Source organism: Streptomyces sp. NPDC050161, assembly GCF_044460025.1.
Taxonomy (GTDB): domain Bacteria; phylum Actinomycetota; class Actinomycetes; order Streptomycetales; family Streptomycetaceae; genus Streptomyces.
The window spans coordinates 183,658-209,206 of record NZ_JBITJM010000008.1 but is presented as its reverse complement, the minus strand read 5'-3'; the positions used below and the strand labels follow the sequence as shown (position 1 = coordinate 209,206).

At 69.6% G+C, this 25,549-nt stretch carries 21 protein-coding genes; 7 read left to right on the top strand and 14 right to left on the bottom strand.

What is annotated here, in order from left to right; translation table 11 throughout:
* Positions 1-35: 35 nt before the first annotated feature.
* The 7 genes from ACIBK8_RS16525 to ngcE all read right to left on the bottom strand — a co-directional run bounded on the left by ACIBK8_RS16525 (position 36) and on the right by ngcE (position 8,392).
* Complete coding sequence (locus ACIBK8_RS16525) at positions 36-1,334, bottom strand: sugar ABC transporter permease (protein WP_399042519.1); 1,299 nt, start codon at positions 1,332-1,334, stop codon at positions 36-38.
* A 43-nt stretch (positions 1,335-1,377) separates the two neighbouring features.
* Positions 1,378-2,178, bottom strand: coding sequence for an ATP-binding cassette domain-containing protein (locus ACIBK8_RS16520; protein ID WP_399042518.1), 801 nt, complete (start codon positions 2,176-2,178; stop codon positions 1,378-1,380).
* Between the two features lie 137 nt (positions 2,179-2,315).
* On the bottom strand, positions 2,316-3,410 hold the full coding sequence (locus ACIBK8_RS16515) for a substrate-binding domain-containing protein (RefSeq protein WP_399042517.1): 1,095 nt from the start codon (positions 3,408-3,410) through the stop codon (positions 2,316-2,318).
* Positions 3,411-3,550: 140 nt separating this feature from the next.
* Positions 3,551-4,750: an ROK family protein gene (locus tag ACIBK8_RS16510; protein WP_399042516.1), complete on the bottom strand. Its 1,200-nt coding sequence runs from the start codon at positions 4,748-4,750 to the stop codon at positions 3,551-3,553.
* A 261-nt stretch (positions 4,751-5,011) separates the two neighbouring features.
* Positions 5,012-5,971, bottom strand: coding sequence for a carbohydrate ABC transporter permease (locus tag ACIBK8_RS16505; protein WP_399042515.1), 960 nt, complete (start codon positions 5,969-5,971; stop codon positions 5,012-5,014).
* On the bottom strand, positions 5,971-6,891 hold the full coding sequence (locus tag ACIBK8_RS16500) for a carbohydrate ABC transporter permease (RefSeq protein WP_399042514.1): 921 nt from the start codon (positions 6,889-6,891) through the stop codon (positions 5,971-5,973). Before ACIBK8_RS16500 ends, ACIBK8_RS16505 begins: the two co-directional genes overlap by 1 nt.
* 61 nt (positions 6,892-6,952) lie before the next feature.
* Complete coding sequence (gene ngcE, locus ACIBK8_RS16495; protein WP_399042512.1) at positions 6,953-8,392, bottom strand: N-acetylglucosamine/diacetylchitobiose ABC transporter substrate-binding protein; 1,440 nt, start codon at positions 8,390-8,392, stop codon at positions 6,953-6,955.
* Between the two features lie 394 nt (positions 8,393-8,786).
* Here ngcE and ACIBK8_RS16490 point away from each other — a divergent pair, with 394 nt between their 5' ends.
* Complete coding sequence (locus ACIBK8_RS16490) at positions 8,787-12,194, top strand: GH92 family glycosyl hydrolase (protein WP_399042511.1); 3,408 nt, start codon at positions 8,787-8,789, stop codon at positions 12,192-12,194.
* Between the two features lie 68 nt (positions 12,195-12,262).
* Here ACIBK8_RS16490 and acnA read toward each other — a convergent pair whose 3' ends face one another.
* Together acnA and ACIBK8_RS16480 are read right to left on the bottom strand one after the other, a co-directional pair.
* Entirely contained in the window at positions 12,263-14,974 is a 2,712-nt protein-coding gene (gene acnA, locus ACIBK8_RS16485; RefSeq protein WP_399042510.1) for an aconitate hydratase AcnA, read from the bottom strand.
* A 254-nt stretch (positions 14,975-15,228) separates the two neighbouring features.
* Positions 15,229-15,828 (bottom strand): TetR/AcrR family transcriptional regulator, encoded by a 600-nt coding sequence (locus ACIBK8_RS16480; RefSeq protein WP_399042509.1) that lies wholly within the window; start codon positions 15,826-15,828, stop codon positions 15,229-15,231.
* Between the two features lie 70 nt (positions 15,829-15,898).
* Here ACIBK8_RS16480 and ACIBK8_RS16475 point away from each other — a divergent pair, with 70 nt between their 5' ends.
* Positions 15,899-16,792 (top strand): NADP-dependent oxidoreductase, encoded by an 894-nt coding sequence (locus ACIBK8_RS16475; protein WP_399042508.1) that lies wholly within the window; start codon positions 15,899-15,901, stop codon positions 16,790-16,792.
* A gap of 49 nt (positions 16,793-16,841) precedes the next feature.
* Here the strand turns inward: ACIBK8_RS16475 and ACIBK8_RS16470 are convergent, their stop codons facing one another.
* Both ACIBK8_RS16470 and ACIBK8_RS16465 read right to left on the bottom strand, forming a co-directional pair.
* Complete coding sequence (locus ACIBK8_RS16470) at positions 16,842-17,501, bottom strand: response regulator (protein ID WP_399042507.1); 660 nt, start codon at positions 17,499-17,501, stop codon at positions 16,842-16,844.
* Positions 17,489-18,451 (bottom strand): sensor histidine kinase, encoded by a 963-nt coding sequence (locus ACIBK8_RS16465; protein WP_399042506.1) that lies wholly within the window; start codon positions 18,449-18,451, stop codon positions 17,489-17,491. The genes ACIBK8_RS16470 and ACIBK8_RS16465 overlap by 13 nt, the downstream gene beginning before the upstream one ends.
* Before the next feature lie 278 nt (positions 18,452-18,729).
* Between ACIBK8_RS16465 and ACIBK8_RS16460 the strand changes: the two genes are divergently transcribed.
* The 4 genes from ACIBK8_RS16460 to ACIBK8_RS16445 all read left to right on the top strand — a co-directional run bounded on the left by ACIBK8_RS16460 (position 18,730) and on the right by ACIBK8_RS16445 (position 21,663).
* Positions 18,730-19,014 (top strand): hypothetical protein, encoded by a 285-nt coding sequence (locus tag ACIBK8_RS16460; RefSeq protein WP_399042505.1) that lies wholly within the window; start codon positions 18,730-18,732, stop codon positions 19,012-19,014.
* Positions 19,015-19,088: 74 nt separating this feature from the next.
* Positions 19,089-20,333 (top strand): cation:proton antiporter, encoded by a 1,245-nt coding sequence (locus ACIBK8_RS16455; protein WP_399042504.1) that lies wholly within the window; start codon positions 19,089-19,091, stop codon positions 20,331-20,333.
* Positions 20,334-20,485: 152 nt separating this feature from the next.
* On the top strand, positions 20,486-20,992 hold the full coding sequence (locus ACIBK8_RS16450) for a DinB family protein (RefSeq protein WP_399042503.1): 507 nt from the start codon (positions 20,486-20,488) through the stop codon (positions 20,990-20,992).
* Between the two features lie 74 nt (positions 20,993-21,066).
* Complete coding sequence (locus ACIBK8_RS16445) at positions 21,067-21,663, top strand: sugar O-acetyltransferase (protein ID WP_399042502.1); 597 nt, start codon at positions 21,067-21,069, stop codon at positions 21,661-21,663.
* A 52-nt stretch (positions 21,664-21,715) separates the two neighbouring features.
* On the opposite strand, the gene ACIBK8_RS16440 is transcribed toward ACIBK8_RS16445, so the two are convergent.
* Both ACIBK8_RS16440 and ACIBK8_RS16435 read right to left on the bottom strand, forming a co-directional pair.
* On the bottom strand, positions 21,716-22,081 hold the full coding sequence (locus ACIBK8_RS16440) for a GntR family transcriptional regulator (protein WP_399042501.1): 366 nt from the start codon (positions 22,079-22,081) through the stop codon (positions 21,716-21,718).
* Positions 22,082-23,068, bottom strand: a complete 987-nt coding sequence (locus tag ACIBK8_RS16435; RefSeq protein ID WP_399042500.1) for a DUF1648 domain-containing protein — start codon at positions 23,066-23,068, stop codon at positions 22,082-22,084.
* Positions 23,069-23,147: 79 nt separating this feature from the next.
* Here ACIBK8_RS16435 and ACIBK8_RS16430 point away from each other — a divergent pair, with 79 nt between their 5' ends.
* Positions 23,148-24,677: a helix-turn-helix domain-containing protein gene (locus ACIBK8_RS16430; RefSeq protein ID WP_399042499.1), complete on the top strand. Its 1,530-nt coding sequence runs from the start codon at positions 23,148-23,150 to the stop codon at positions 24,675-24,677.
* A gap of 67 nt (positions 24,678-24,744) precedes the next feature.
* Here the strand turns inward: ACIBK8_RS16430 and ACIBK8_RS16425 are convergent, their stop codons facing one another.
* Positions 24,745-25,497 carry a DNA-binding response regulator gene (locus tag ACIBK8_RS16425; protein WP_399042498.1) on the bottom strand — a complete coding sequence of 251 codons (753 nt, stop codon included), beginning with the start codon at positions 25,495-25,497 and terminating at the stop codon, positions 24,745-24,747.
* Between the last annotated feature and the right edge of the window lie 52 nt (positions 25,498-25,549).

Sequence of the window (25,549 nt, the reverse complement as noted above, 5' to 3'; positions counted from 1 at the left end):
CGAACGTCTACCCGCGCATAACGTCTACCCGCGCATTACGTGCGCCCCGCGGTCTTCTGCGTCCGCCGCGACACCGAGTCGATGACGACGGCGGCGAGCAGCACCGCGCCGGTGATCATGTACTGGATCTCGCTGGCCATGCCGAGCAGGTTCAGGCCCTGCTGGATCGACTGGATGACGAGCATGCCGAGCAGCGCGGACCAGATCTTGCCGCGACCGCCGAAGAGGCTGGTGCCGCCGATGACCGCGGCGGCGATGACGTTCATCAGGGTGTTGCCGGAGCCGAGGTTCTTCGTGGCGCCGCCGGAGAGGCTGGCGATGAACAGTCCGCCGAAGGCGGCCAGCATGCCGGAGATGGCGAACACCGTGATGCGGATCTTGTTGACGTTGATGCCCGCCCTGCGGGCCGCCTCCGCGTTGCCGCCGACCGCGAAGATCTGCCGCCCGTAGGTCGTACGGCGCACCACGAAGTCGGCGATGACCAGCACGGCGAGAAAGAGGACCAGGGCCAGCGGGAGGCCGCGGGCGCCGGCCGGCTCGTTGAGGACGAAGGCGACGGCGAAGGCGAGTACCGCGACCACGGCGGTGCGCAGCAGGATCTCGCTCAGCGGCCGGGACGGCAGGGCCGCCGCCTTGCGGCGCTTGGCGTCCAGGAGGAGCGAGCCCGCGTAGGCGAGTACGGCGACCAGGGCGAGCCCGTAGGCGGCGGCCTTGTCCTCGAAGTAGTAGCCGGTGAGGTTCTCGACGATGCTGCCGCTGGGCGTGTTGATGGAGCCTTCCTTGCCCATCATCCAGATCTGCAGGCCGCTCCAGCCGAGGAAGCCGGCGAGGGTGACGACGAACGCCGGGACGCCGATCTTGGCGAAGAAGAAGCCGTGGAGCGTGCCGATGACGGCGCCTGCGGCGACGGCGATGAGGACGGCGAGCACGTCGTTGACGCCGTGGGTGACGCTCAGCACGGCCCAGACGGCCGCGCCGACGCCGGCCACCGAGCCGACGGAGAGATCGATCTCGCCGAGCAGCAGGACGAAGACGATGCCGACGGCCATGATGCCGAGGCCGGAGGTGTAGACACCGATGTTGGCGAGGCTGTCGGCGGAGAGGAAGCTGCTGTTCTTGAACTGGAAGACGACGGCGATGACGATCAGGCCGATGACGACCGGGAGGGAGCCCAGCTCGCCGCCGCGTATCCGGCGTCTGAAGTCGCTCACGTAGCCGGCGAAGCCCTGCTCGCGGACGAGCAGGCGGGGGTCGACGGCGGCGGTCGTGGCCTGCGGCGCGCTCTCCGCGGTCCGGTCCTTCTCCTCGGCCGGCCGCTTGGTCAGGTCGCTCATGCGCCGGCCTCGCTTCGCGTGCGCCTCTTGGCGGTTCGCTCACTCACCGCACGTCCTCCTTCTTCACCTGGTCCGTGCGTGCCTTGCGGCGGGTGACGGCGTTGTCCGACGCGCCGGTGATGGCCGCGATGATCTCTTCGTGGGAGGTGCTTCCGACGTCGAAGACGCCGTTGTTGCGGCCCAGTCGGAGGACCGCGACGCGGTCCGCGACGGCCTGGACGTCGGCCATGTTGTGGCTGATGAGGATGGTGCCGAGGTTCCGTTCGCGCAGCCGCTCGACGAGGTCGAGTACCTGGGCGGTCTGCTCGACGCCGAGTGCCGCGGTCGGCTCGTCGAGGATGACGACCTTCGGGTCGCCGATCAACGCACGGGCGATGGCGACGACTTGGCGCTGACCGCCGGAGAGCGAAGCGACGGGGATCCGGACGCTGGGGATCCGGATGGACAGGGTGTCCAGCAGCTCCTTGGCGCGCTTCTCCATCGCGATCTCGTCCAGGACTCCGGCGGTGCGGATCTCGCTGCCGAGGTAGAGGTTGGCGACCACGTCGAGGTTGTCGCAGAGTGCGAGGTCCTGGTACACGGTGGCGACGCCCAGCTCCTGGGCGTCGTGCGGCTTCGTGACACGGACCGGCCTGCCCTCCCACTCGATGGTGCCTTCGTCGACCGGGTGGACACCCGAAATGGTCTTGACCAGGGTGGACTTGCCGGCGCCGTTGTCGCCGACCAGGGCGACCACCTCACCGGGGTGGATCTCCAGCGTGACGTCCGTGAGCGCCTGGACGGCGCCGAACCGCTTGGAGATCTTGCGCAACGCCAGCACAGGCGTAGCGGACACGTGAATCATCTCCTTCGCCGCCTTCACACCGGCGGGGATGGTGGTACAGGGAGCACGGGGCTTCGCGAGATACGGCCGGGCCCGGGGCGCGGGCGGGCCGGCGGGGCGGGGCCGCCGCGGGTGATGCGGCGGCCGGGCCCGGCGGGCTACTTGATGCCGGCCGCCTCGCAGGCCGCCTTCACGTCCGCGGTGCAGATCTGGCTCGCCTTGTAGACCTTGTCCTTGATGATCGTGTCCGCGACGTTGTCCTTGGTCACGACCTGCGCGTCGAACAGCTTGGCCGGGATGCCCTTGACGTCGCCGCTGAGGCTGTCGACCTCGGTGGGCGCCAGCGAACCGATCTTCTCGCCCTTGAGCAGCTTGACCGCGATCTCGGCGGTGGCGTCGGCCTGCGGCTTGATCTGCTTGTAGATCGTGAACGCCTGGTCGCCCTTGAGCACCCGCTGCAGGCCCGCCAGTTCGGAGTCCTGGCCGCCGACCGGGACCTTGACACCCTGCTGCTTGAGCGCGGTGATGACGCCGCCCGCCTCGCCGTCGTTGGCGGCGTAGACGCCCTGGAAGCCGTCCTTGCCGAGCGAGTCGATGGCCGCGCTCATCTTCTTGTTGGCCTCGTCCGACGACCAGTCGGGGATGTCCTGCTCGTAGGCGATCTTCTTGACCTGCTTGTCGAGGACGGTGTGGGCGCCCTTCTTGAAGAGCGGCGCGTTGGGGTCGGTCGGCGAGCCGTTGATCATGACGACGTTGCTGTCCTTGGCGTCGCTGCCGAGCGCCTTGACCAGCGCCTGCCCCTGGAGGCGGCCGATCTTCTCGTTGTCGTAGGAGACGTAGGCGGAGATGTCGCCCTCGGCCAGCCGGTCGTACGCGACGACCTTGACGCCCTTCTTGGCGGCCTGGTTGACCCACGACTTGGTGGCCTTGTAGTCGACCGAGTCCAGGATGATCACCTTGACGCCCTGGGTGATCAGCGCGTCGAACTGCTTCTTCTGGGTCTCGGTCTCCTGCGCCGCGTTGTTGTACTTGACCTTGCAGTCGCCGCACAGCTCATGGATCTTCGCCTCCATGAGGGGCCGGTCGAAGGTCTCGTAACGAGTGGTCTTGTTCTCCGGCAGCAGCAGGCCGATGGTCTTGCCGTCCCCGCCTGCGGCCTTGCCGCCGTCACCGGCCTTGCCGCAGGCGGCCACCGAGAGGGCCAGCGATACGGCTGCGGTACCTATGACGGCGCGACGCGTCCAGACATTCATTGAGCTTGCCTCCCTGACGTGGCCGCGTCGTTGCGGCCGAGGTGGCTGGAAGTCAACTCGGCCGCCAGCGCACCGTCAAGGAGTAAATCCTTAACGAGATGACAACGGTGCCATGCGTTAGGTGCCTGAAGTCAGCTGCCTCAGGCGATGGCGGCGCTCTCGACGCCCTGCGCGCCGTCGAGGAGGGTCGAATCGCCCATCTCGCTGAGCACCAGCGCGAGCGCGCCGAGCACCTCGGCCCGGCCGCCGAGCGTGCCGGGGACCAAGCCCAACTGCCGCGCCGCGCTGGGGATCGCGTACCGCGACACGGATTCCCTGATCGGCCCGAGCACCAGCTCGCCGGCCTCGGCCAGATCCCCGCCGAGCACCACCCGGCTCGGATTGAGCAGATTGCACAGGTTCGCCACACCACTGCCGATATGGCGTCCTACATCCGCGATGACCCGCCGGCAGCCCGGATCGCCCTCGCGGGCCAGCTGTACGACACGCGCCATGGTGAGATCCGGGCCGTGGCTCGGCTGGAGCAGCGGCAGCACGTAGCGGGCCGCGGTGAACGTCTCCAGGCAGCCGCGGTTGCCGCAGCGGCAGACGGGGCCCGCCTCGTCCAGCGTGATGTGCCCGATCTCGCCCGCCGTACCGCCCGGCCCGCGGTAGATCTGCCCGCTGATCACCAGACCCGCGCCGACGCCGCTGGCCACCTTGATGTACGCGAGGTCGGCGGCGCCCCGGCCGCTGCCCCACACCAGCTCGCCCAGCGCGCCGAGATTGGCGTCGTTGTCGACGTAGACGGGCACCCCGAGGCGGCCGGTCAGCTCGTCGGCCGGGTTGGTGCCCGACCAGCCGGGCAGGATCGCGGTGGAGCCGAGCGTGCCCGACTCCACGTCGATCGGGCCCGGCACACCGAGGCCGACGCCGATGACCTTGCCCGCCTCGATGCCTGTCGCCTCGACCAGCCTGCTGACCAGCTGTTCCGCCCGGTCGAAGCCCTCCGCCGCGGAGGCGTCCACATCGATCGGCTCGGCCTGCTCGGCCAGGACCTGATGGGCGAGGTTCCCGACGGCGACCCGCAGGTGGGAGTGGCCGAAGTCGACGCCGACGACGATGCCGGCGTCGCCGGACAGGGACACGCTGCGCGCTCTGCGTCCGCCCGCGGAAGTGGGGGTCACCTCGACGGTCCCGCCGTCCTTCAACTCACGAACGATATTGGAGACGGTGGCCGCGGACAGCCCCGTGCTCCGGGCGATCTCCGCCTGCGTGAGTGAGCCCGCCATACGCACCGCGCGTACGACCCGCTCCAGATTGGCCCGGTGCAGCGAGGACTGCGACCCCGGAGTCTCCATCGACTCATCCACTCCCGCCTTGGGACGGACGGCACGACGACCGCCCGCCGGGCCGAGCCACAACAGCGTGGTCCCGGCTTGTCTCCAACATGTGAATCTAAGCTGACGCGCCTCGGCCACCTCCCGTCAAGTCCTTGAGCGGCCATGGGCCGAGCCGCCACGGCCATGGCTCCCGCCGCCGGAGCGGCGGGAGCCATGGCCGGGCGGGCCGTGCCCGCGGTGCCGGCCCGGGTGCACGGGACGCCGGGCCGGCCGCATGAGCTACTTGAGCGCGCCGGCGGTGAGCCCCGCGACCACCTGCCGCTGGAAGATGATGTACGCGGCGAGCACCGGCAGCATCGCGATGGTCAGCCCCGCGAAGAGGCCCGACCAGTCGCCCTTGTAGCCCTGGCTGACGGCGAGGGCCACCAGACCCTGGGTGAGCATCTTCTTGTGCGGATCGCCGACGTTGAGCACCGTCGGCAGCAGGTACTGGTTCCACTGCCCGAGGAAGTTGAAGATGCCGACGCTGATCAGGCCAGGCTTGGCCATCGGCAGCATGACCTGGAAGAAGGTGCGGGTGTGCGAAGCGCCGTCGATGAGGGCGGCCTCGGCCACCGAGGTCGGCAGCGTTTTGAAGAATCCGCTGAGGAAGAAGACGGTGAACGGCAGCGAATACGCGATGTAGACGAGGATCAGGCCGTGGTAAGTGTCCAGCAGGGCCATGTTCTTCATGACGAAGAACAGCGGGACCAGCGCCAGGATGACCGGGAATCCCATGCCGCCGACGAAGAGGAAATAGAGGAAACGGTTCCCCGGGAAGTCGAAGCGGGCCAGCACATACGCCGCCATCGCCCCCAGCAGCATCGTGCCGATCAGTGAACCGCCCACCACGATCAGCGAGTTGAGGAAGTACTGGCCCATGTTCGCCTTTTCCCAGGCGCGCGACCAGTTGTCGAAATGCAGGACGGACGGCAGTCCCCAGGGCGAACCGAAGATCTCGGTGTCGTCCTTGAAGGAACTCACCACGGCCCACAGCAGCGGCATGGCCACCAACAGGCCCCAGATCACCAGGACTCCGTGCGAGAAGACGTTCAGCACACCGCTTTCGCGGCCCTTCCCGTCCGGTCGGCCCGCCGCCCCCTTCGGCGGTCCCGGCTTTCCCGCGTCCGCCGTCTTCCCCTGCGTCACACCCGGGTTCGCCGCGTCCGGAAGGCCCGTGGGGTCGGTCTGCGCACTCATCAGAACTCCAGTCGCTCGCGTCGTCCCAGCCGCATGACGATGGCCGAGAAGACGAGGGTCACGATCAGCAGGGAAACGCCGATGGCGGTCGCGTATCCGGCCTGACCGTCGCGGAAGGTCTTCTGGTACACGTACAGCGGCAGGACCTCGGTCGAATAGTCGGGGCCGCCGGGACCGACGCTCATGATCTGCACGAAGGCGAAGGCCGAGACGTCCAGAGCGAGAATTCCCATATAGATCCAGCCGGTCTGCACGGTGTCCCACAGCAGCGGCAGGGTGATACGGAAGAACGTGTTGATGCGGTTGGCGCCGTCCAGCAGCGCCGCTTCGTAGAAGTCCTTCGGAATGGAACTCATACCGGCCGAGAAGAGCACGACGTAGAAGCCGACGTTCGCCCACACCATCGCCGCCATGACGCACCACAGGGCGATCTGGGGATCCCCCAGCCAGTCGGGCTGCACATCGAGGCCGACCGCCTTGAAGAACGCGTTGAGCGCCCCGCTCTCCGGGTTGTACGCGAACTGGAAGAGCAGCGCGACGATCGGGACCGACAGCACCTGCGGGAAGAAGTAGACGATTTTGTACGTGCCCGAGCCGCGCACGCCGCCGATGACCGCCTTCTTCCGCCGCCGGCCACCGACATTGAGCATGAAGGCGAAGAAGAGGCCGAGCGAGAGCGTCACCACCGGCAGCAGCAGCAACAGCGTCACGCTGTTGCCCACGGCGGACCAGAAAACGCTGTCCTTGAAGAGCCGTGCGTAGTTGTCGAACCCGACCATCTTCATGTCCGAGCTGAGCCCGGTCCAGTCCGTCAGGGAGTAGTAGATGGCCTGTACGAACGGCGAGATCACGAAGACCGCGTAAATCGCCAGCGGGACGGCCAGGAACCCCGCGATGAAACGGTATCTACCGTGCTGCATGACCACCGATCCCGTTCTCCGGCTGCGGATGCTGCCGCTGGTGACGCATCGAACTCACCGGTCAGCGCTTGTACTTCGTGACACTGGAATCCGCACGGGTGTCGTCGGCATACTTCTGGATCTTCTTGATCGCCTCGTCGGGTGTCATACGTCCGGCCATCATCTCGCCGATGGCGCCGACCCCGATCTTCTCCTTCTGGAGGGCCACGTACCAGTCCTGCATCCGCGGATTGACGATATTCTCGCCGGCTTTCTCCAGCGCCTGCTGCGCCGAGGCCAGACCGGGAGGCAGAGTGATTCCCTCGGTGCCGCCGTTGAGCGATGTCAGCGAGGAGACCTGCTTGATGAAATTCTGCGAGGACTTCTTGCCGAGCATGATGCGCAGCAGCTCCATGCCGCCCTCGGAGTTGTGCCCCTTCTTGGGCACGATGTACGGCTCGCCGCCGGACGCCCAGAGCGTGCCGTACGGCATCTTGTCGGAGCTGGAGTAGCTGGACGGGGCGCCGACCGAGAGCTGGAAATCCGGGTCCTTGGCGAGCTGCTTGGCCGACTCGTTCTCGACCCAGGAGCCGTTGGGGATGAACAGCGCCTTGCCCTCGGCCCAGGCGTTCTGCGACTGGAGGTGGTCGAGTCCGGGCGAGCCCTTGAGCACATAGCCCTTCTTGTACAGCTCGTAATAGGCTTCGAAGGCCGTCTTGACCGCCGGGTCGTGCCAGGCGTTCGGCTCCAGATTGTCGATGCGCCGCAGCACTTCGGCGCCACCGATCTTGCCGATGAACGGGTAGAGGCTGAAGGGGAAGTAGTACGGGTACTTGCCCGGATAGGTCCAGCCGGCGATGCCCTGCTTCTTCGCCTTCGCGCACAGGGCGAGCATGTCGTCCCAGGTCTCCGGGTATTCCGCGTCCAGCTTCTTGAGATTCCCCTTGGAGTACCACACACCGTAAACCGTGTAGGCGTAGTAGAGGACCCAGGATTCCTTGCCGCCGAACTGGCCCATTTCGAGAACGCCGGGGCGCAGCGTGTCCCTGACCTTCTTGCTCGGGTCGTCGATCGACGGGGCGTCGAAGAGCGGGGTGAGGTCGGTGAGCTGGTCCTTGCTGACCAGGGTTCCGAAGTCCATCTGCTCGGCACCGGAGTTGTCGACGAGATCCGGCGGGTTCCCGCCGTTGAACCGGGGCTGGAGCGTCGACTGAATCTTCTGGGTGGAGGTCAGCTTGACCTTCCCGTCGGCCTTCGGGAATGCCTTGGTGTACTCGCCCTGCGCGGCCTTCGCGTACTTGTCGCCGAATCCGCCGTCGAAGATGACGACATCGAGGCCGGCTGATTCGTTGACGGCCAGCGGATTCTTGGCCGACTTGGTGCCCTTTTCGACCTTGTCACCGCCTCCGCCGCCCGCTCCGGCGCAAGCCGTCAGGACGCTCATGGCCGGAACGGCGACAATTCCGACGGCCGCGGCCCGCTTGACCAGATCGCGGCGGTTGAATTCCGAGGTGAATCCCATGCGCAAGTCCTCGCCTTCTCCAGGACTCAGGCAGTACCGGAACTCCCGGCACCGCAGGTCATCAGATGGAGCTGAGTTGTACGGGATGTGCACCGGGCGTGCCAGAGATATGCGGGGAAATCATCCGATCCCCGCATTTCCCCCCGGGTCCGCGGGCCCGTTGTCACGGCCGTTCGGACGCCGACAGGTATAGTCCACTTCCGGTCGACCGGCAAGATCGAATGCACGGTTCGGCAGTGTCTTTCCCGAGTTGAGACCTCATCGGCCGGTGCGCCTCCGCGGCAGCCCGTAGCGCCGGTCCGCTCCGCACCCTTGACACCCAAGATGCCACGCACGTTACTTATCTCTGCGTTATCCAACTGACAACGATGTCAACACCGTTGAGAGGGCTCGCGTGCGGCTCAGACCCCGGCACACCCCCCTGCGGACGACCGCCCGGCCCGCCGCCCTCGTGGCCGCCGCGCTGCTCGTCCTCACCGCGTACGGCCCGGCCGCCCAGGCCGCGCCGCCGCCAAAGCCTCCTGGCGCGGCGGCCTTCAGCTCGTCCTTCGAGCCGGGCCAGCCGCGGCCCGACTGGAGCGACACCCCCGAAACCGGCCCCGACGGGCGCCCCAAGGCCGCCGGCGTCAGCCCGCAGGCCGCCCCGGCGGCACCGGGCATGACCACCCGCACCGGCACAGGGCCCGCCGACTCCCCCACCGCCAAGGCGGGCGCGGGCTTCTCCGGCCGCCACGCGCTGCGCTACGCCGGCACCCACACCGCCGCCGGTCACGGCTACGCGTACAACAAGGTCTTCGACGTCAACACCCCGGTCACCGCGGCCACTTCGCTCTCCTACAAGATCTTCCCCGAGATGGCGAAAACCGACGCGGACTACCCCGCGACCCACGTCGCCGTCGACCTGGCCTTCACCGACGGCAGCTACCTCAGCGAGCTGCACGCCGTCGACCAGCACGGCACCCCGCTGACGCCGCAGGGCCAGGCCGCCGCCAAGACGCTCTACGTCAACCAGTGGAACGACCGCATCTCACGGATCGGCGCGGTGGCCGCGGGCAAGGTCATCGACCGCATCCTGGTCGCCTACGACGCGCCCGCCGCCCCGAAGACCGCCCCGGCCTTCCGCGGCTGGGTCGACGACATCGCGATCGGCCCGAAGCCCCCGGACAAGCCGCTCGCCCATCTCTCCGACTACGCGACGACCACCCGCGGCACCCTCTCCAGCGGCAGCTTCTCGCGCGGCAACACCTTCCCCGCCACCGCCGTCCCCAATGGCTTCAACTTCTGGACGCCGGTGACCGATGCGGGCTCGTCCGACTGGCTCTACGAGTACGCGAAGAAGAACAACGCCGACAACCTCCCCACCCTCCAGGCGTTCAGCGCAAGCCACGAGCCCAGCCCCTGGATGGGCGACCGGCAGACGTTCCAGGTGATGCCGTCGACGGCCCACGGCGTCCCGGACGCCTCCCGCACGGCCCGCGCGCTGCCCTTCCACCACGAGAGGGAGATCGCGAAGCCGCACCACTACGGCGTCACCTTCGACAACGGCCTCAAGACGGAGATCACCCCGACCGACCACGCCGCGATGATGCGCTTCACCTTCCCCGGCGACGACGCGAACCTGATCTTCGACAACGTCAACAACAAGGGCGGACTCACGCTGGATCCCGAACACGGGACGGTCAGCGGCTTCTCGGACGTCAAGAGCGGCCTGTCGACCGGCGCCACCCGGCTCTTCGTCTACGGCACCTTCGACGCGCCGGTCACCCGGGGCGGCCGGCTCGACGGGGGCGGGGGCAAGGACGTCACCGGCTACCTGCGCTTCAAGCCCGGCGCCGACCGCACCGTCACCTTGCGCATCGCCACCTCCCTGATCGGCACCGACCAGGCGAAGGCCAACCTCACCCGCGAGATCCCGGCCGGCACGTCCTTCGCGCGGACCGAGCACCGGGCCCGTGCGCAGTGGGACGACATCCTGGGCCGCATCGAGGTCGAGGGCGCGAGCCGCGACCAGCTCACCACGCTCTACTCCAGCCTCTACCGCCTCTACCTCTACCCCAACTCCGGTTCGGAACAGGCCGGTTCACGCACCCGCTACGCCAGCCCGTTCTCCCCCCGGGTCGGCGATGACACCCCGACCCGCACCGGCTCGAAGATCGTCGACGGCGCGATCCACGTCAACAACGGCTTCTGGGACACCTACCGGACGACCTGGCCCGCCTATTCCCTCCTCACCCCGAAGCGGGCGGGCGAGATGGTGGACGGATTCGTCCAGCAGTACAAGGACGGCGGCTGGATATCCCGCTGGTCATCGCCGGGATATGCGGACCTGATGACCGGGACGAGTTCCGATGTGGCCTTCGCCGACGCCTATGTGAAGGGCGTGACATTCGACGCCGAGGCCGCCTACGACGCGGCCGTCAAGAACGCCACCGTCGCCCCGCCCGCCCCCGGCGTCGGCCGCAAGGGCATGAACACCTCGCCCTTCCTCGGCTACACCGCCACCGACACCAAGGAAGGCGCTTCCTGGGCGCTGGAGGGCTATCTCAACGACTTCGGCATATCCCGTATGGGCCGGGCCCTCTACGCAAAGACCCACAAAGCCCGTTACAAGGAGGAGTCCGACTATTTCCTGGGTCGCGCCCAGAATTACGTCAAGCTCTTCGACAAGGGCGTCGGCTTCTTCCAGGGCAAGGACGCCGAGGGCAACTGGCGGCTGCCGCCCGGGAAGTTCGACCCGCGGGTCTGGGGCAACGACTACACCGAGACCAACGCCTGGACGTACGCCTTCACCGCGCCGCAGGACACCCGCGGGCTGGCCAGTCTCTACGGCGGCCGGGCCGGTCTGGCCAAGAAGCTGGACACGTACTTCGCCACGCCGGAAACCGCGTCGAAGGAATTCGCCGGCTCCTACGGCGAGGTCATCCACGAAATGACCGAGGCCCGGGACACCCGGATGGGCATGTACGGGCACAGCAACCAGCCCTCGCACCACATCGCGTACACCTATGACGCCGCGGGGCAGCCCTGGAAGGCGCAGGAAAAGGTCCGCGAGGTGCTGTCCAGGCTCTATGTCGGCAGCGAGATCGGGCAGGGATATCCGGGCGACGAGGACAACGGCGAGATGTCCGCGTGGTACGTCTTCAGCGCGCTCGGCTTCTATCCGCTGGTGATGGGCCAGGGCGAATACGCGGTGGGTTCCCCGCTGTTCACCAAGGCCACCGTCCATCTGGAGAACGGCCGCGATCTCGTCGTGAACGCGCCCCGCAACAGCGCGCGGAACGTCTACGTCCAGCATCTGCGGGTCAACGGAAAGCCGTGGAATTCCACCGCGCTGCCGCACGAACTGCTGGCCCGCGGCGGCACCCTGGACTTCACGATGGGCCCCCGCCCGTCGGCCTGGGGCACGGGCAAGGACGCGGCCCCCACGTCGATCGCCCAGGACGACAAGGTGCCGTCGCCGCCCGCCGACGTGACGGACCCGGGCGCGGGACCGCTCTTCGACAACACATCCGTCACCTCGGCGCCGTTCACCCGGACCGCCGTCGACCTGGCGAAACCGGCCCGGGTGACCTCGTACACCCTCACCTCGGCGGACCACGCCAAGGCGCCCGCGGGCTGGACGCTGGAGGGCTCCGCCGACGGCAGCCACTGGAAGCCGCTCGACCACCGCACGCACGAGTCCTTCCGCTGGGACCACCAGACCCGGGTCTTCGCCGTCGGCACACCGGGCGGCTACCGGCACTACCGCCTGGTGCCGGACGGATCCGGCGGCTCCCTCGCGGAGATCGAGCTGCTGGCGTAGTACGGGCGCGCAGGCGCGAAGGGCCGCACCCCATCAGCGGGGTGCGGCCCTTCAGGTGCTCAGGGCGCTCAGCTGTTGATCAGCGACCGCAGCACGTACTGCAGGATGCCGCCGTTGCGGTAGTAGTCCGCCTCGCCGGGGGTGTCGATGCGCAGCTTGGCGTCGAACTCGACGTCGCCGGCGGTGACCTTGACGGTCTCCGGGATGCCGCCGTCGTTCAGGCCGGTGACGCCGGTGACCGAGAAGGTCTCCTCGCCGGTCAGGCCGAGCGACTCGGCGGTGGCGCCCTCGGGGAACTGGAGCGGGAGGACGCCCATGCCGATGAGGTTCGAGCGGTGGATGCGCTCGTAGGACTCGGCGATGACGGCCTTGACGCCGAGGAGCGCGGTGCCCTTGGCGGCCCAGTCGCGGGACGAGCCGGAGCCGTACTCCTTGCCGGCCAGGATGACCAGCGGGGTGCCGGCGGCCTGGTAGTTCTGCGACGCGTCGTAGATGAAGGAGACCGGGCCGCCCTCGACGGTGAAGTCGCGGGTGAAGCCGCCCTCGGTGCCCGGCGCGATCTGGTTGCGCAGGCGGATGTTGGCGAAGGTGCCGCGGATCATGACTTCGTGGTTGCCACGGCGCGAGCCGTAGGAGTTGAAGTCGCGACGCTCGACGCCGTGCTCGGTGAGGTACTTGCCGGCCGGGGTGTCGGCCTTGATCGCACCGGCCGGGGAGATGTGGTCGGTGGTGACCGAGTCGCCGAGCTTGGCGAGCACGCGGGCGCCGGCGATGTCCTCGACCGGGGTCGTCTCCATCGTCATGCCCTCGAAGTACGGGGGCTTGCGGACGTAGGTGGACTCGGCGTCCCACTCGAAGGTGTTGCCGGTCGGGATCGGCAGCGCCTGCCACTGGGCGTCACCGGCGAAGACGTCCTCGTACGAGGAGGAGAACATGTCCTGGCCGATGGCGGAGGCGACGACCTCGTTGACCTCGGCCTCGGTGGGCCAGATGTCCTGGAGGTGGACGGGCTTGCCGTCCTGGTCGATGCCCAGGGCGTCCTTGGTGATGTTCACCTTCATCGAGCCGGCGATGGCGTACGCGACGACCAGCGGCGGGGACGCCAGGTAGTTCATCTTGACGTCGGGGTTGATCCGGCCCTCGAAGTTGCGGTTGCCGGAGAGCACCGAAGTGACGGCCAGGTCGTGCTCGTTGACGGCCTTGGAGACCTCCTCCGGCAGCGGTCCCGAGTTGCCGATGCAGGTGGTGCAGCCGTAGCCGACGAGGTTGAAGCCGACCTTGTCGAGGTACGGGGTCAGGCCCGCACGGTCGAAGTAGTCGGTGACGACCTTGGAGCCCGGGGCGAGGGTGGTCTTGACCCACGGCTTGCGGGTCAGGCCCTTCTCGACCGCCTTCTTGGCCACCAGCGCGGCGGCGACCATGACGTAGGGGTTCGAGGTGTTGGTGCAGGAGGTGATCGCGGCGACGGTGACGGCGCCGTGGTCGATCTCGTACGTCGATCCGTCGGGGGCGGTGACGGTGGTCGGGCGGGTCGGCACGCCGTTGTGGGCGGCCGGCGCGTCGGATGCCGGGAAGGACTCCTTGCCCGACTCCTCGTCATCGGAGACGTAGTTGCGGACGTCCTGGGCGAACTGCTCGGCGGCGTTGGCGAGGACGATGCGGTCCTGCGGGCGCTTGGGGCCTGCGATCGACGGCACGACCGTCGAGAGGTCCAGCTCCAGCTTCTCGGAGAAGTCGGGCTCGGCGGCCGGGTCGAGCCAGAGGCCCTGCTCCTTGGCGTACGCCTCGACGAGCGCGACCTGCTGCGCGGAGCGGCCGGTGAGCTTGAGGTAGTTCAGGGTCTCGTCGTCGATCGGGAAGATCGCGGCGGTGGAGCCGAACTCCGGCGACATGTTGCCGATGGTGGCGCGGTTGGCGAGCGAGGTGGCGGCGACGCCCTCACCATAGAACTCGACGAACTTGCCGACGACGCCGTGCTTGCGCAGCATCTCGGTGATCGTGAGGACCAGGTCGGTGGCGGTGGTGCCGGGGGTCAGCTCGCCGGTCAGCTTGAAGCCGACGACGCGCGGGATGAGCATCGAGACCGGCTGGCCGAGCATCGCGGCCTCGGCCTCGATGCCGCCGACGCCCCAGCCCAGCACGCCGAGGCCGTTGACCATGGTGGTGTGCGAGTCGGTGCCGACGAGGGTGTCGGGGTACGCCTGGCCGTTGCGGGTCATGACCGTACGGGCCAGGTGCTCGATGTTGACCTGGTGGACGATGCCGGTGCCCGGGGGGACGACCTTGAACTCGTCGAAGGCGGTCTGGCCCCAGCGCAGGAACTGGTAGCGCTCGCGGTTGCGGCCGTACTCCAGCTCGACGTTCTGGGCGAACGCGTCGTTGGTGCCGAACTTGTCGGCGATGACGGAGTGGTCGATGACCAGCTCGGCCGGGGCGAGCGGGTTGATCTTCGCCGCGTCGCCGCCCAGCTCCTTGACGGCCTCACGCATGGTGGCGAGGTCCACGACGCAGGGCACGCCGGTGAAGTCCTGCATGATCACGCGGGCCGGGGTGAACTGGATCTCCTGGCTCGGCTGGGCCTGCGAGTCCCAGTTGCCGATCGCCCGGATGTGGTCGGCGGTGATGTTCGCGCCGTCCTCGGTACGGAGCAGGTTCTCCAGCAGCACCTTCAGGCTGTACGGCAGGCGGGCGGAGCCCTCGACCTTGTCCAGCTTGAAGATCTCGTACGACTCGTCACCCACGCGCAGCGTGCTGCGGGCGTCGAAGCTGTTCGCCGACACGACAGTCTCCTTCATGCATGAATTCACGCGTACCACCGCGCCGGTGGCCCGGTGGCGACTGTCGTCCCACGGGTCCGTTGCAGGTCCTTGCCGATCCGCTAAGGTATCCCTAAGTTAGGTATGCCTCACTAGCGCGGCAGCGGTACGCCTCTCGGCAGATATCTCGATGTCGAGATAACTCTAATACATCGCTGCGGCAGGGTCATGCCCTGGCGGGGCGACCTGCCGCAGCGAAGACTGCCGGTACGCCGGCGCTACGAGCGGACCGCAGCGGCTCCGGAAGGGCGGCCGGCCTCCCAGGCCGCCTCGATCATCAGGAAGACCTCGTCCACCGCGGCCTCCGGCTCGTCCGCCTCGCGGGCCAGCGCGTAGGCGTCGATCACGAACCTCGCGATCGCCCGGCAGGCCGTCGCGGTCCGCGACAGGCCGGGGTCGGCGGCGATGGCCGTCGCCAACGACTGCGCATGGCGCAGCCTCATCGACTCGTCGTACTTCCGCAGGGCGGGCGACGCGTCGATCATGCGCCGGATCGGGGCGGCGCCGTCCGCCGTGCAGTGCCGCACCAGGACCTGGATCTCGCGGCGCAGCGCGGGGATGAGCGGCTCGTGCGGCGACCGGCCGGTGACCGCCTGCGTGAGGCGCTGCTCGAAGTCCTCGTCCTGCTCGAACACCAGGGCCTCTTTCGAGGCGAAGTGGGAGAAGAGCGTGGTGACGGCGACATCGGCCTCGGCGGCCACGTCGCGGATGCCCACCGCGTCGTACCCGCGCTCCAGGAAGAGCCGCAGGGCGGCGTCAGCGATCTTCTGGCGGGTCGCGGCCTTCTTGCGCTCACGGCGTCCGGACGGCTCAGTCATGACGTGACGCTATCAAATACAAAGGAGTAACTGTTCCGAAAGGCTAACCGTTAGTGTTACGTTCGGCGGCATGAAGAGAGTGAGCTTCGCCGAGTTCGGCGGTCCTGATGTTCTGCGACTCGAAGACGCCGATGAGCCCCACGCGGGCCCCGGCCTGATACGCATCGCCGTGCGGGCGGCGGGCGTGAACCCCGTCGACTGGAGGGTCCGTGAAGGCCAGGTCCTGGGGGCCCATCCGGTCGAGTTGCCCGCCGGGGTCGGGCTGGACGCCGCCGGGGTGGTGGACGAGGTCGGCGCGGGTGTCGAAGGGGTCGAGGTCGGCGACCCCGTGTTCGGCGAAGGCTCCAGCACCTACGCCGAGTTCGCCGTGCTGTCGGCCTGGGCCCGCATGCCCGAGGGGCTGACGTTCGAAGAGGCCGCCGGGTACCCATCCGTGGTGGAGACCGCGCTGCGCATCATCCGCGAGGCCGGTGTGCGGTCCGGGCAGACGCTGCTGGTCAGCGGTGCGTCCGGGGGCGTCGGATCGGCGGTCCTCCAGATCGCCCGGGACCGCGGCATCACGGTCATCGGCACGGCCGGAGCCGCGAACCAGGACTATCTGCGGAGCCTGGGTGCCCTCGCCACGACGTACGGCGAGGGCTGGGTCGAGCGGGTGCGGCGGCTCGGCCGGGTCGACGCGGCCCTCGATCTGGCCGGCTCGGGCGTGATCCGCGAGCTGGTGGAGCTGACCGGGGATCCGCGGAAGGTCATCTCCATCGCCGATCTCGGTGCGCCGGATCTCGGTGTCCGGTTCTCCGGCGTGGCCGGAAGCGTGCCGGACGCGCTCGCCGAGGCCGCCCGCCTCATCGCGCGGGGAATGCTCCACATCCCGGTCGAGAAGTCGTACCCGCTCGCCGAGGCCGCGGCGGCGCACAGCGACAGCCGGGCCGGTCACACCCGCGGGCGCCGGGTCATGGTCGTCTGAACCGTTTCCGCGACGCCCGCCCCCGCCGGGCAGCCGGCGGGGCCGGTGGTCACGGCTCGATCAGCCCGGCGCGGATGGCGTAGCGGGCGAGTTCGAGGCGGTCCTTGAGGCCGAGTTTCTGCAGCAGGTTGGCGCGGTGGCGTTCGACGGTCTTGACGCTGATGACGAGCAGGTCGGCGATCTGCTGGGATGTGTGGCCCTCGGCGACGAGTTTGAGGATTTCCTCCTCGCGGTCGGTGATGGCCCGCTCGGGCAGCGGCTCACCGTGCCTGACCCGGTCGAGATAGTTGCGGATCAGGGCGTTGACGGCGCCCGGGTAGAGGAAGGGCTCGCCGCGCATGGTGGCGCGGCAGGCTTCGACGAGATCGCGGTCGGCGACGGATTTCAGGACGTAGCCGGAGGCGCCGGCCGCGAGGGCTTCGAAGAAGTACTGCTCGTTGTCGTACATCGTCAGCATCAGGAGGCGGACGTCGGGCTGGGTGCGGGACAGTTCGCGGGCGGCCTGCAGGCCGGTGGTGCGGGGCATGGCGATGTCGAGGATGGCCAGGTCCGGATGGTGGGTGCGGGTGGCTTCGACGGCCTCGGTGCCGTCGCCCGCCTCGGCGACCACCGTCAGGTCGGGCTCGGCGTCGAGGATGAGGCGCACTCCGCGGCGGACCAGTTGGTGGTCGTCGGCGAGCAGGATGCGGGTTTCCGTCACCTCGGGCATGGTCGGTGGCTCCCTCGGTGGGTGGGGACGACGAGCCGTACCTCGGTGCCGCTGCCGTGGCCGGGGCCGAGTGACAGGTCGGCGCCGATGAGCAGGGCGCGTTCGCGCATGCCGCCGATGCCGGACCCTTCGGGAGCGCCGTGGATGCCGTGGCCGTCGTCGCGGACGCTCAGCTCCACACCGGCGGGGGTGTGCTCAAGGGCGAGGCCGACACGGCGGGCGCCCGAGTGGCGGGCGGCGTTGGTCAGGCTCTCCTGGGCGACGCGGTAGAGGACGAGTTCGGTGTCCCGGCTCAGCGGCGGCAGGTCGGCGTCGATGTGGTGGCGTACGGACAGGGCGGGGCCGGTGAACTCGCCGGTGAGGGCCTTGAGGGCGCTGGACAGGCCGAGTTCCTCCAGGACGCCGGGGCGCAGGCGGCGGGCGATGCGGCGGATCTCGTCGAGACCGGCGCGGGTGGTCTCCTGGACCTGGTGGAGTTCGTCGCGTACGGCGGGTGGTGCGTGGTCGGCGACGCGTTTGAGTTCGAGCAGGACGGCGGTGAGGGTCTGGCCGACCTCGTCGTGGAGTTCCTGGGCGATGCGGTGGCGTTCGGCTTCCTGCGCGGACAGGGCGCGGGCGGCGCTGACGGTGCGTTCGGCCTCCAGCCGGTCCAGCATGGCATTGAACGTCGTGATCAGTTCGGCGACCTCCCCCTGGCCTCCGGCGGCCGGGCGCGCCCCCGGCCGCAGCAGGTCCGTGGTGGTCATGGCACGCGTGAGGCGTTGCAGCGGGGCGAGGCCGACGCGCAGCAGCACGCCGTTGGCGATCAGCATCGCGGCCAGTCCCGCGGTGAGCACGGCGGCCTCGGTGAGCAGCACCGGGGTGGAGACGGTGACCGGGCCCAGCAGCAGGGCGGTCGCCACGGTCAGCACCACGGCGTTGAGCAGGAAGATCCGCCAGAACAGGGGCATCGGCCCACCTCTTCTCACGTCGCTCATCCGGCGGCCGGTACCGGCCGGGCGCGCCCGGCGGAGCAGGTGCCCCGGCCGCCGCCCAGGGAGCGCTCGCCCTTCACAGCCAGCGTGCGGGGTGCGGTGCGCCGGTGTCCATCGGTGCCGAGGCCCCTCTGCCGGCCGGTCGTGGGGGTCGGCCACCTGCGGAAATGGGTGCCGGGCCCGATGGCGGGGCCACGCGCGCGCGTGTGACGGTGACATGGACCCCGACCTGCCGGTCTCCGGAAGGAGGAGTCATGACGCAGCCCCGCACCGGCCCACCGCACGGCCTTGGGACGCCGACGCGGCGCAGCACATCGCGAGGCGCCCGGGGTGTGCCGCCGAGGCGCCGCCCGCACCGGCCGCACGCGTACCGGCGGCGCGGCCCGGCCTGGGCGCTGCTGGCCGCCTCCGTGGCGATGCTGGTCATGGGCATGATCCTGCCGCAGGGGCTGCTCTTCGCCTCGGGCCTGGTCACCGTGGGAACGGCGACGTATCTGCTCGCGCCGCCACCGGACCGGGACCGCCACGGCCTGCCCTGACGCACCACGCCGTGCCCGTCGCGGAACGCTCACCGGGGGCCGACCGGCCCCGTAACAGCGGAAGGCGGTGACCCGTGGGACACGCCGACACCCTGCTCGCCATGGGCGGCGCCTTCCTGGCCGCCGCCGTCCTCGCCCGTATCGGCGGCCGGATCGGCCTGCCGACCATCCCGCTGTTCATGCTCGCCGGTGTCCTGCTCGGCCCGCACACCCCGGGCCCGGTCCTGGTCGAGGACGCGCACGACTTCGCGATGCTCTCCGCGCTGGGGCTGGTGCTGCTGCTGTTCTACCTGGGCCTGGAGTTCCAGGTCGACGACCTCAAGAGCGGCGGCAGACGCCTGCTGACGGCCGGCGGGACCTATCTGCTGCTGAACGTCGGCGCGGGGCTGGGCTTCGGTTTCGCCCTGGGATGGGGGACGCGGGAGGCGCTGGTGCTCGCGGGCGTCCTGGGCATCTCCTCGTCCGCGATCGTCACCAAGATCCTCGTCGACCTCGGCCGCATCGCCCGCCCCGAGACCCGCCTGATACTGGGCGTCACCGTCGTGGAGGACATCTTCCTCGCCCTGTATCTCGCCGTGCTCCAGCCCGTCATCGGCGGCGCCCAGGGCGTCACGGAAACGGTCCTCCAGGCGGCCAAAGCCTTCGGATTCCTGATGCTGCTGGCCGTCGCGGCCCGCTTCGGCACCCGCCTGATCGGGCGTCTGATCGCGGTGCGTGACAACGAACTGCTGGTCATCAGTTTCCTCGGTGCCGCGATCCTCATCGCCGGCGTCTCCGAGGTGCTCGGGGTCGTCGACGCCATCGGCGCGTTCATGGTCGGCCTGCTCCTGGCCGGAACCCCCTCCGGGCCGCGGATCAGGGAACTGGTGCATCCCCTGCGCGACGCCTTCGCCGCGATCTTCTTCTTCTCCTTCGGCCTGGCCATCAACCCGGCGGACATCGCCTCCGTCGCCGTACCGGTCGCCGTCGCCGTCGCGCTGACCCTCGCCATGAACGTGGCCGCGGGACTGTTCGCGGCCCGCCTGTACCGCTACGGCCCCCGGCCCGCCGCGAACATCGCCACCACGCTCCTCGGACGTGGCGAGTTCGCGCTGATCCTGGCCGCCATGGCCGCCGGCGCCGGCCTCGACGGCCGCCTCGCCCCGTTCATCGCCGGCTACGTCCTCGTCCTCGCCGTCCTCGGCCCCATCGCCGCCGGGCGCGCGCACCTGCTCGCCCGCGCCCTGAAGGCCGCGCGCTCCCTGCTGCCCGGCGGCCGGGCCCGCCGCCCCACCGGCGACATCACCGCGTCCGCCCTGCCGGCGGAAGCGGAACGGTAGGGCGCCGCGAAGATCCGTCAGAGCCGCGAAGATCCGTCAGAAACGCCCTGCCGCCTGCCCCGAGCAGCCCCGCCCCATCGTTGTCACCGCGGAAGGCGCCCAGTAGGTTCGGGGCCTGCCTGCGGGACACCAGCGACGGGGGCGACACGATCATGACCATCGAACGGACCGATCCGCCCCTGACGGGCAGCGAACGCGAGATGCTGCGCGGCTACCTCGACCATCACCGGGCGACCCTCGCCCTCAAGTGCGAGGGCCTGAGCGACGAGGAGTTGCGCCGGCCGTCCAGCCCGCCGTCGACGCTGTCCCTGCTCGGCCTGGTGCGGCACATGGCCGAGGTGGAACGGGCCTGGTTCCGCCGGGCCGTCGCCGCCGAGGACGTCCCGCTCGTCTGGTCACCGGACGGCGACTACCAGGTGGCCTACGACGCGCGGACCGCCGACCGGGCGGAGGCGTTCGACGCGTGGCACACGGAGGTTGCCCACGCCCGCCGGATCGAGCGGGCCGCGGCCTCCCTGGACGTGCTGGTCCATCAGCCCCGCTGGGGCAAGGACGTGTCGCTCCGCATGGTGATGCTGCATCTGATCCACGAGTACGCCCGGCACAACGGCCACGCCGACCTGCTGCGCGAGGCGATCGACGGGACGACCGGCACCTGACCTGCGCGGCCAACGCCCGTACGGCAGCGGCTTTCTGACCCCCGCACGTGTGTGACGACCGAGGAGAGGTGCCTGTGGGAGAGAACAAGCGGCGCATGCTGGCCGGCGACTGGTACGTGGCCGACGATCCCGAGCTGAGCGCCGACACCGAACGCCGGATCGCGCTGTGCGCCGCGTACAACGCGCCCGGCGCCACCACACCCGCCGAGCGGGCCGGGATCCTGGAGCAGCTGCTCGGCGCGGTCGGCGAAGGGGTGCGGATCCGGCCGCCGTTCCACTGCGACTTCGGCTATCACATCCGCATCGGCGCCGGGACGTTCGTGAATTTCGGCGCGGTGTTCCTGGACGCCGCACCCGTCACGATCGGCGCCGACGTCCAGATCGGCCCTTACGTCCAGCTGCTGACGCCGCAGCACGAGCTGGACACCGAACGGCGCCGGGCCGGCTGGGAGAAGGGGGAGCCGGTGACCATCGGGGACAACGTCTGGCTCGGCGGCGGGGTCATCGTCTGCCCCGGAGTGACGATCGGCGCGAACACGGTGGTCGGCGCGGGGGCGGTGGTCACCCGTGACCTGCCGGCCGGGGTGCTGGCGGTCGGCAATCCCGCGCGGGTCATCCGCACCCTGGACGGCGACGACGACCGGGCGGTCGCGGTGGCCGGGGAGCGCTGAGGGACCAAGGGTGCGGCGGGCCGGGAAGGCCCGCTCCCCGGTCCGCCGCGCCTCAGTTCCCCGCGATTCCCAGTCCGGTCCGCACCACGCCGACGATCTCGTCGTCGGACAGGCCGAGCCTGCGGGCCTCGGTGATCAGGCGCTCGGCCGCCTCGCCGAGGCGGGCGCGGCCGGGGGACGCGGCGTCGGTGACCACCGCGCCGCGACCGCGACGGAGTTCGATCAGCCCCTCTTCCTTCAGGCGCTGGTAGCCGCGCAGCACGGTGTGGACGTTGACGCCGAGCGACGCGGCCAGTTCACGCCCGGCGGGCAGCCGCTCCCCCGCGCGGAGCGAGCCGTCGGCGATGGCGCCGCGGACCGCGGCGGCGATCTGGTCACCGAGCGCCACGGCGGAGCTGGGATCGACCCGGAACAGCACTCAGTCTCCTCGGGAGGGGCGGGCGCGGTCCAGGAGGGTGTTGAACAGCGCGGCTGCGGTCGCCGCGTCGTCGACCGTCACCACGAATTCCCTGCCGCTGTGCAGCCGCAGGACGATTCCCTCACCCGAACGGAGCACCAGGCCACTGCGGTTGTGACGGACCCGGTAGCCCCAGCCGCCGAACTCGGCGGCGATGTGGACATTCCTGCTGGTGGCCTCGGCGACCCGGTCGAGAGGGATGCGCCGGAAAGCGTACGGCAGCAGGGCGGGCGCCAGTGCCAGACCGCGCCGGTCCACGGTCACCCGCACCGACGCCATGGCGCCGGTCACGGCCCCCACCGCCAGCAGCAACCCACCGGCGAGCCAGTCGTCCGTGATGCCGAGGAACAGGCCCCCGCAGACGGTCAGCAGGCCCACGGCGACGAGCAGCGGGGAGCCGGCGGTACGGGTCCAGCCCGCGCTCTCGCCGGGGCCGAGGTCGAGGCGGGGCGCGGCGCCCGGACGCGGCGGCTGCGGCCGTGGCTCCGGGCCCGCAAGCAGCCAGCCCAGCGCGCCCGCCGCGACGCCGACCGCCAGCACGACGGCCACCAGCCACATGGGCAGCCGGGCGGATTCCGGCCGGTCGGCATGCGCGTTGGCCAGCAGCGTCAGGGAGGTGGGAAGAGCGAGCGTGGCGGCGATGCCCCAGCCCGTGCCGATGACCCAGCGGCCCGACGCTGCGGGGCGCCCGCGGTGGACGAACACCGCGCTGCCCGCGCCGAGGAGGGCGAGGATGAGGAGCGTGCCCGTCAGGAAGCCCTGGACGGAAGTGAAGCCGTCGGCCTCGCCCCGGACGTCGAAATGAGTGGCGAGCGGATCGGTCAGCCGGTCGGCAACCTTGAGATGGATGCCGGCGACAACGGCCACCGCAGCGAGGAAGGGAAACAGGGCGATCGCGACCCGCAGGGAGCCGGTCACTGGGCGCGTGAAGGGAGCGGCAGTTTTCATGGAGACCTCCAGTTATTCGCATAGTAGTAGAACAACTGGCGATTACGAAGTCATCTCATATCTGAGATACGGTCACTTCATGGCAGACGACTACCTCGTACGCATCGGCAGGCTCATCCGGGACGCCCGGCAGCACCGGGGCTGGACGCAAACACATCTGGCCGAGGCACTCGGCACCAGCCAGAGCGCGGTCAATCGCATCGAGCGAGGCAACCAGAACATCAGTCTTGAGATGATCGCCCGGATCGGCGAGGCGCTGGACAGTGAAATCGTGTCGCTCGGCTACGCGGGCCCGATGCATCTGCGGGTGGTCGGCGGCCGTCGGCTCTCCGGCAGCATCGCGGTCAAGACGAGCAAGAACGCCTGTGTCGCGCTGCTCTGCGCCACGCTGCTGAACGCGGGCCGGACCACGCTGCGCCGGGTGGCCAGGATCGAGGAGGTCTACCGCATCCTCGAAGTGCTGAACAGCATCGGCGTCCGCACCCGCTGGGTCAACGACGGCAACGACCTGGAGATCGTGCCGCCGGCCCGGCTGAACCTGGAGGCGATGGACACCGAGGCGGCCCGCCGCACCCGCAGCGTCATCATGTTCCTCGGCCCGCTGCTGCACCGCGTCGACCACTTCAAGCTGCCCTACGCGGGCGGTTGCGACCTGGGCACCAGGACCGTCACCCCGCACATGACGGCGCTGCGCCACTTCGGCCTGGAGATCACCGCGACCGACGGCACCTACCTCGCCGAGGTCGACCGCAGCGTCACCCCGCGGCGCGCGATCGTACTGACCGAACGCGGCGACACGGTGACCGAGAACGCGCTGCTCGCCGCCGCCCGGCACGACGGCGTCACCGTCATCCGCAACGCCTCCTCCAACTACATGGTCCAGGACCTGTGTTTCTTCCTGGAGGAGCTGGGCGTCAAGGTCGAGGGCGTCGGCACCACCACGCTCACCGTCCACGGCGTCGCACGCATCGACCGCGACGTGGATTACGCGCCGTCCGAAGACCCGGTCGAGGCGATGAGCCTGCTCGCCGCCGCCGTGGTCACCGAGTCGGAGCTGACGATCCGTCGCGTCCCGGTGGAATTCCTGGAGATCGAACTGGCCGTCCTGGAGGAGATGGGCCTCGACCACGAGCGCAGCCCGGAGTACGCCGCCGACAACGGCCGCACCCGGCTGATCGATCTGACGGTCCGTCCCTCCAAACTCCAGGCGCCCCTGGACAAGATCCACCCGATGCCGTTCCCCGGCCTGAACATCGACAACGTCCCGTTCTTCGCGGCCATCGCGGCAGCGGCCGAGGGCCAGACACTGATCCACGACTGGGTCTACGACAATCGCGCCATCTACCTGACCGACCTCAACCGGCTGGGCGCACAGGTCAAACTCCTCGACCCGCACCGCGTCCTGGTCGACGGGTCGACCCGCTGGCGCTCGTCCGAGATGATGTGCCCGCCCGCACTGCGCCCGGCCGTCGTCGTCCTCCTCGCGATGATGGCCGCCGAGGGCACGTCCGTCCTGCGCAACGTCTATGTCATCAACCGGGGTTACGAGGACCTGGCGGAGCGGCTCAACTCGATCGGCGCGCAGATCGAGACGTTCCGGGACATCTGAGGGGCACAGGTCACAACCGGACCGCGCACGGGTGTCCGCGCCCCGGCCCCGGGCGCCCGTCGCGCCGTCAGTTCCTGCCGAGCAGCAGGGGACGGGGGCGGGTCGGCCTCGCGCCGGGTGCGCGGTCCGGTGTGGTCGGCGGCGGTACGGAGTTGGTGTCGACCACCACGTGGGGGTCGCGCAGCAGGCCCAGTTCGATGGCGGTGCGGGTGAGGTCGGCCTTGTTGCCGACGTTGAGCTTGGCGCGGACGCGCTTGATGTACGTGCTGACCGTCGCCTCCGTCAGGCCCATCCGGCGGCCTATCTGACGGTGCGTCATTCCTTCGGCGAGCAGTCGCAGGGCCTCCAGTTCGCGGCGGGCGAGCGAACGCGGCTCGGCGTCACCGGGCTGCTGCAACTCGTTCCGGAGGCGGGGCACGAGCGTCGACGAGAGGTGGAAGCCGCCGCTGAGGACCGTGTCGACGGCGCGCAGCAGTTCCTCGTCGTCCGCCTGATCGGTGACGCAGCCCAGCACGCCGGCGCGGACCGCTTCCAGGAGGCCGTAGGGCCGGGCGAAGTCGGAGATCAGCAGCACCGGGGCGCAGGCGACGAGGCGGGCGAGGGTCCTGGCGGGCAGTTCCTGTGCGGTGTGGTCGTACGCGGGCGGGCCGTAGAGGATGGCGTCGGGGGCTTCGGCGTCCGGAGCGTCGAACGGAAAGTCCCGCGCATGCTCCACCGCGGCGACCACATCGAACCACGAGCCTTGGGAGAGCGCCCTCTCCATCCCGTAACGGACGAGATTCTGTTGCTCGATAATGGCGATGCGCGCACAACTAGACATGCGTATTCCTGTCGTCAGATCAACGCGTCACTCCGAGAGCCCTTGAGCGACA